The following is a 6,814-nucleotide window of genomic DNA, read 5'->3' on the forward strand; positions in this document are numbered from 1 at the left end:
TCGCGCGAAGTGAATGCCGAAGTTGCGCGTCACGCGAAAGGCGTGGCGTTGATCTGGCCGGCGCAGGGCAATGTCGTCGAAGGGTTCCAGCCGGGCGAGACGCGTGGCATCGAGATCGGCGGCAAGGCGGGCGACCCGATCCGCGCCGCCGCCGACGGCAAGGTCATGTACGCCGGCACCGGACTGAACGAGTACGGCAGCCTCATCATCGTGCAGCACAACAAGGATTTTCTGACCGCCTACGCGCACAACCGCAGGCTGCTCGTGAAGACGGGCGACATCGTGCGCAAGGGTCAGCAGATCGCCGAGATGGGCAACGAGAACAACTCGCGCGTGTCCGTGCTGTTCGAACTGCGTCACGACGGCAAGCCGATCGATCCGATGCCGTATCTGCCGCACCAGCGCAGCTAACGCGCGCTTCACCCGACGCAGTATGAAACAGAAAGGCTCCGGCGAATGCACTTCGCCGGAGCCTTTCTGTTTGTTTGCGCGTGCAACAGCCCGTAAGCAGTGCCTGCCGAGCGACGCTCACCCGAGCCAGCGCAACACGGCGGCGACGATGGCCTCGGGCGCGTCTTCCTGCACGAGGTGGCCGGCATTCGGCACGGGCTGGAAACGCGCGTCTGGAATGACGCTCGCCAGATGCCTGCCGCGCTCGATGGGGATCCATTCATCCTGCTCGCCCCACAGGATCTGCGTGCGGCAGCGCATCTGCGAGTAGCGCGATTCGACTTCATCCGTATAACGCTGATCCATCTGCGCGATCTGCCGGTAGAAGGCGGGTTGCCCGACTTCGCCGAGCCACGGCGCGACATAAGGCGCAAGTTCGTCGGCGGCGATCGTTCTTGCGATCGAGCCGCGAATGTACGCGTTGACAACAGCCTCGTGAATATAGGCGGGCAGGCCCTCGAAAGCCGCTGCATGTTCGCGCACGTGCCGCACGAACGGCGAACCCCATGGAGCGACGGCGACCGGATCGATCAGCGTGAGGCTCGCATAGTCGCAGCCGTCGATCAAATGCGCGCGCAACGCGGTCGCGCCGCCGAAGTCATGCGCGACGACATCGGGCGCGTTCAGCTGCCAGTGATCGAGCAGCGCGGCGAGCAAGCCATTCTGCACGCCGAGCGATACGTCCTGTCCATCGCGCCGTTCCGACTGCCCATAGCCGAGCAGGTCATACACATGGACCTTGCGATCCCGCGCGAGATGCGGCGCGATACGATGCCACACCCACGATGAAAACGGCGTGCCGTGAATCAACACGATGGGTGGTCCATCGCCGAAGGTCCGATAACGAACGACCTGATCGCGATACATGAACTGCTGATCGAGCATCCAGTGTGTCATGCGTGTTCAACTCCGTTCGACATCCATGCAAGATTCGCGGCGCGGATTTGCGCCTCGATTAACGAGTCAAATGCGAAACAGGCGAGTCGATTAATCGCCCGTTTCAAGTGACTTCAAAATCGGCGCGACTTGTCCATGCGCGTGCAATATCTCGGGGCTGGACTGCAAAATTTGCCGGTAACGCGGCAGGAAAATATTGCCAGGCAAATCCTCGGAGAAAAGGCCGGCAACGGATTCGACGGCCGCCACGCGGTCGGCACTCGTCGCCTTTTCGTCGTCGAGAATTTCGTCGACATTCGCAATGACCGTCGACAACGGATTCAGCCAGCGAAACCCCGTGCCGTTGATCAGCACCTGCAGGAAGGCGGCAGGCGTGACGGGACCGAACTCCTTCTCATACAATGCGCGCTCGTGATCGAGTATCGCCTTATGCAGCACGAGTAATGGCTTGCGTACAGCGCCGAGAAACTGAATGGCGCGTTCGTCGTTGATCTTCATCGTCTGACTCCCGAAGCATTTCAATTGAAGCATGCAGAAAGCCGCATTTACTCGTAAGGCGTGGGAAGAAAGCGCAAGCGAATGAAGCATTCGTTCAACTGCACAGAGCCCATGCAAAAGAGCAAGCGCAAAATATCCGCTCGTCGCCGGCTTCCCACATCGGAAACGATGCCGGTTGCCTTTTTATCGGCATCTGAACGATGCTATGCTGGCGGCGCCCATTGTGACGGTTCGCTCAACAAATCAGTCTGTCGATGTAACGGTGTTCGATACTGGTTTACCAGTGCCATGCCGGTCAATCATACGCATACGTAATCAACCTCTCGGACATGCAAGACGAACACACGGCAACCCTGCTCGACTATTACACGCGACATCAGACTTCCGTGCAATGGCGCGGCTTTCTCAGCGCGCTCGCCGAAGAGTTCGAGACACAGCTTGATACGGCGCAACTGCGCATGCTGATGGCGCGCATCGGTGCGCGTTTTGCCGCAAGGTATCCGGCCAACGGCTGCACGACACTCGACGACCTCGCTTCCTTCCTGAACGGCATCTGGTCGGAACTCGACTGGGGCTTTGTGCGTCTCGTCGAACGGGACGACTATCTTTCCATCGAGCACGCCTGTGCGCCGCTTGCGGCATTTGGCGAACGGGCGGCACCGTGGGCATCTGCGTTTCTCGAGGGTGCGTATCAGCACTGGCTGCATGAACTGGGTGCGGGCTCGCTGGCGTTGCAGGAATATCGAAGTACGAACGCGCACGCGTATGAGTTCAGACTGTTTAATGCGCCCTGACTAAACTTGACGTCCGCGACGACGTTAACCATATAGTGAAACAGGGGGTGCCGACAGCACGTGCTGTCGAAGTACGGGGATGCGTAGCACAAGCAGAGGGAAACATCATGAGCGTTTCAGACGACGTCGGTAATCTCTTCCGGCGCTTCGGTGGCGACGCCGGGCAATATCAGGAAGTCGCGCGCGACGACGAAGCGAAGCAAGCCGCATTGCGTTGGCCGTTGCTGAACGCGCTCGATATCGCGCATACCGGGCCGGTACCCGACGCCGGGCGTCCCGCGGCGCCGACGGCAGCGTCGGGCTTTCGCGCGGAGCCGGGCGTCGCGTCGGCGGCCGGGCAGGGCGAGCAGCCTGTACGAACGGCTGCCTCCAGCGGCTCCGAGTCCTCGGGACCGGCACGTTTGCCGTTGTTCGCGCGCGGCCATCGCCATGCAACGACGCCGCCGCCCGTCGCCCCGGCACAAACGGGCGCGAACCGTTTCAGCGTGCCGCCGGCAGCCGCAGCCGAGCGCAGCAATACCGCCGCCAACGCTCCCAGCATGGCCGCCGCCGCGGCAGCACCGGCAGTTGCGCCCGTTGCCGCAATCGCCACGCCTGCCATGGCTCCGGCACCGTCGGTGCCGCCCGTCACGCCAGCTTCCCGCGTTTCTGCGCCTCAGCAGGAGGCCCAGTCCGCCCCACCCCCCTCTTTTTTAAGTAAACGCCAAACGTTTGGCCCTGCCGTATTAGCTAGAGCCGTGCCGGAAAGCACCCGCGACGTATCGAGAGCGCCCGCGCAGCAGCAGGGCGGCTCGATCCTCTCGGGACTGTTCGGCGGCAAGGCAACCTCATCCGAAGCGCCCGCAGCCGCGCCGTCGAAAGACCTGTCGACGCTTTTCGCGCGACTGTCGCACGGCCCGGCGGCGCCCGCCCGTTCATTGCGCGACACCTTCCGGTCGCGCTTCAAGGCGGATGGTGACGCATGAGAGTCGTGTCGGTTGTCTCCGCCAAGGGTGGCGTCGGCAAGACGACGCTGGCCGCGAATCTCGCGTCGGTGCTCGGCTCGAACGGCCGCCGCGTGATCGCTGTCGACTTCGATCCGCAGAACGCGCTGCGTCTGCACTTCGGCATTCCCATCGACAATTACGACGGCGTCGCGCGCGCGACGCTGGCGGGCGCTCCGTGGCGCACGGTGATGTTCGACGGCATCGACGGCATCACGGCGCTGCCGCATGGCGCGCTGAACGAAGATGACCGGCGCGTGTTCGAGGCGCGGCTCGACAGCGATCCCTATCTGATTCGCGAGTCGCTCGAGGCCCTTGCGCTCGATGCGGACGACATCGTGCTGATCGACACGCCGCCGGGCGCGACCGTCTACACGCGCGCCGCGCTGCTGGCCGCGGACTTCGTGCTGAACGTCGTGATCGCCGACGCCGCGTCGTATGCGGCGATCCCGCAGATGGAGCGGCTGATCCAGACCTACGCGTTGCCGCGTCAGGACTTCATCGGCTACGGCTACGTGATCAACCAGGTGGACCAGAGCCGCAGCCTCACGAAAGACGTCGTCAAGGTATTGCGCGATGCGCTCGCCGGGCATCTCTTTCCGGGCGTCATCCATCTCGACCAGGGCGTGAGCGAATCGCTTGCGTACGACACGACCGTGATTCATTACGACCCGCATAGCCAGGCGGCCACTGATCTACGCACCTGCGGCGAATGGCTGGGCGCGTGCCTGAACGGCCAGGCCAGGCTGCCGAGGAACGTCGCATGAGCACCGCGCCGGAAGACATCCTCGACGCCGTCGACGCCGAGCCGCCACGCCGCTCGCGCTTCGATCGGCTGGCTTCGCATCTGATCGACGGACGCATTCTCGGCAGCAAGCCCGTCACGATCCTGCTGGTGCTGTTTGCGCTGGCGGCGCTGTTCTTCGTGTTCACGGTGCCGCTCGCGTTCGGCGAGCAGCTCACGTTCGCGATCTGCTGCTTTGTCTGCGCGCTGCTGTTCCGGCGCGCGAAGGGCCATTACGCGACGCTCGTGATGATCATGCTGTCGGTGATCGCGACGGGCCGCTACATGTACTGGCGTCTGACGGAGACCACTTACTGGGAGCGTCCTCTCGACGCCGCGTGGGGTCTGCTGCTGGTGTCGGCGGAGGTGTACGCGGCGCTCGTGCTGATGCTCGGCTACTTCCAGACGGCCTGGCCGCTCAGGCGCAAACCGTTGCCGCTGCCCGCCGACCGCAGCGAATGGCCGACCGTCGACATTTTCATTCCGACCTACAACGAGCCGCTCTCCGTCGTGAAGCCGACCGTCTACGCGGCGATCGCGCTCGACTACCCGAAGGACAAGCTGTCCATCCACGTGCTCGACGACGGCCGCCGTCCCGAGTTCAAGGCGTTCTGCGAGGAAGTGGGCGTCGCGTGGACGATCCGTTCGCACAACCGCCACGCGAAGGCGGGCAACATCAACGAAGCGTTGAAGATCACCGACGGCGAATACTTCGCGATCTTCGACTGCGATCACATCCCGACGCGCTCGTTCCTGCAAGTGGGCCTCGGCTGGTTCCTGCGCGACAAGAAGCTGTCGATGCTGCAGACGCCGCACCATTTCTTCTCCGCCGATCCGTTCGAAAAGAATCTCGGCACGTTCCGCAAGGTGCCGAACGAGGGCGAGCTGTTCTACGGCCTCGTGCAGGACGGCAACGACCTGTGGAACGCGACGTTCTTCTGCGGCTCGTGCGCGCTGTTGCGCCGTACGATGGTCGAAGAGATCGGCGGCATCGCCGTCGAAACCGTGACGGAAGATGCGCACACCGCGCTCAAGCTGCACCGCCGCGGCTACACCACGGCGTATCTCGCGATTCCGCAGGCCGCGGGCCTCGCGACGGAAAGTCTCGGCGGCCACATCGGCCAGCGCATCCGCTGGGCACGCGGCATGACGCAGATTTTCCGCATCGACAATCCGCTCACGGGGCGCGGCCTGACGTTCGGCCAGCGGCTCTGCTATCTGAACGCGATGATGCACTTCTTCTACGGCATCCCGCGTCTGGTGTTCCTGACGGCGCCGCTGTCGTTCCTGTTCTTCAACGCGCACATCATCCAGGCGGCGGCGGGCACGATCGCGATCTTCGCGCTGCCGCACATGTTCCACGCGAACATCACGAACTCGCGGATGCAGCAGAAGTTCCGCCATTCGTTCTGGTCCGAGGTCTACGAATCGGTGCTCGCGTCGTACATCACGGCGCCGACGCTGCTCGCGCTGATCAACCCGAAGCTCGGCAAGTTCAACGTGACGGCGAAGGGCGGCCGCATCGAGGAGCAGTACTTCGACTGGGGCATTTCGCGTCCGTATCTGATCCTGCTGGCGCTGAACCTGATCGGCTTCGTCGTCGGCTGCGTGCATATCGCGCTTCACGCCAGTTCGCACAGCGAAGTGCAGACGACCGTGCTGAATCTCGCGTGGACGGGCTACAACATGCTGATCCTCGGCGCGAGCGTCGCGGCGGCGCGCGAGCAGCGCCAGGTGCGCGCCACGCACCGCGTCGCGATGCGCATTCCGGCGTCGCTGCGCTTTTCGACGGGCCGCACGCTCACCTGCGAAACGGTCGACTACGCGGAAGGCGGCCTCGCGCTGCAACTGCCCGCCGCAATCCAGGTGCCGCTGCACGAGAAGGTGGTCGTGTCGCTGTTTCGCGGCCAGGAAGAGTTCGTGTTTCCCGCCGATGTCACGTACGCGGTGCCGGGCCGCGTCGGCCTGAAGTTCGGGGCGCTGACGCACGAGCAGGAACTCGACTTCGTGCAGAGCACGTTCGCGCGCGCCGACGCATGGACCGGCTGGGCGGAAGGGCGAGAAGTCGATACGCCGCTCAAGAGCCTGTCGCATGTGATGCGCGTCGGTGTGGGCGGGATCGGCGGGCTGTTCGAACATCTCTACGCCGACCTGCGCACGCTGCGCAGCAGACGCAAGGCCTCGGCAAACGACACGAAGAACGGAAAATAACGTATGGGGATCTTGCGATACGACGCCACTGTTGCAGCGGCGATGAGGAATGGTGTGCGTTCGCTGGCGCGCAGCGCGCGCCGGCTGCCGCTGCGCGCGACGGTGGCCGCGCTGACCGCGCTCGTTGCGTTCTTCGGCGCGAGCCAGGACATCGTGATCGACGCGTATCGCCGCGAACTGCTGCACGATACCGAGCA

At 63.8% G+C, this 6,814-nt stretch carries 8 protein-coding genes; 6 read left to right on the plus strand and 2 right to left on the minus strand.

Annotated elements, in window-relative coordinates; all coding sequences use genetic code 11:
* Nucleotides 1-411, plus strand: a 411-nt coding sequence (locus tag G3N95_RS40100) for a peptidoglycan DD-metalloendopeptidase family protein (RefSeq protein ID WP_205975604.1), incomplete at its 5' end; no start/stop codon positions are given.
* A 117-nt stretch (nt 412-528) separates the two neighbouring features.
* Here the strand turns inward: G3N95_RS40100 and G3N95_RS40105 are convergent.
* Together G3N95_RS40105 and G3N95_RS40110 are read right to left on the minus strand one after the other, a co-directional pair.
* Complete coding sequence (locus tag G3N95_RS40105; RefSeq protein ID WP_205975605.1) at nt 529-1,347, minus strand: alpha/beta hydrolase; 819 nt, start codon at nt 1,345-1,347, stop codon at nt 529-531.
* A 90-nt stretch (nt 1,348-1,437) separates the two neighbouring features.
* Nucleotides 1,438-1,839 (minus strand): hypothetical protein, encoded by a 402-nt coding sequence (locus G3N95_RS40110; RefSeq protein ID WP_205975610.1) that lies wholly within the window; start codon nt 1,837-1,839, stop codon nt 1,438-1,440.
* Between the two features lie 335 nt (nt 1,840-2,174).
* On the opposite strand from G3N95_RS40110, the gene bcsD reads away from it, so the two are divergent.
* The 5 genes from bcsD to G3N95_RS40135 all read left to right on the plus strand — a co-directional run.
* Nucleotides 2,175-2,639: a cellulose biosynthesis protein BcsD gene (gene bcsD / locus G3N95_RS40115; RefSeq protein ID WP_205975606.1), complete on the plus strand. Its 465-nt coding sequence runs from the start codon at nt 2,175-2,177 to the stop codon at nt 2,637-2,639.
* A 107-nt stretch (nt 2,640-2,746) separates the two neighbouring features.
* Nucleotides 2,747-3,604, plus strand: coding sequence for a cellulose biosynthesis protein BcsP (gene bcsP, locus G3N95_RS40120; RefSeq protein ID WP_205975607.1), 858 nt, complete (start codon nt 2,747-2,749; stop codon nt 3,602-3,604).
* On the plus strand, nt 3,601-4,389 hold the full coding sequence (bcsQ, locus tag G3N95_RS40125; protein WP_205975608.1) for a cellulose biosynthesis protein BcsQ: 789 nt from the start codon (nt 3,601-3,603) through the stop codon (nt 4,387-4,389). Before bcsP ends, bcsQ begins: the two co-directional genes overlap by 4 nt.
* A complete protein-coding gene (gene bcsA, locus G3N95_RS40130; RefSeq protein WP_205975609.1) occupies nt 4,386-6,617 on the plus strand; it encodes a UDP-forming cellulose synthase catalytic subunit in 2,232 nt (743 codons plus the stop codon). Before bcsQ ends, bcsA begins: the two co-directional genes overlap by 4 nt.
* A gap of 3 nt (nt 6,618-6,620) precedes the next feature.
* Nucleotides 6,621-6,814: hypothetical protein (locus G3N95_RS40135; protein WP_205975611.1), on the plus strand; the 194-nt coding region annotated here is incomplete at its 3' end.

The organism is Paraburkholderia sp. Tr-20389 (genome assembly GCF_017104565.1).
GTDB lineage: Bacteria > Pseudomonadota > Gammaproteobacteria > Burkholderiales > Burkholderiaceae > Paraburkholderia.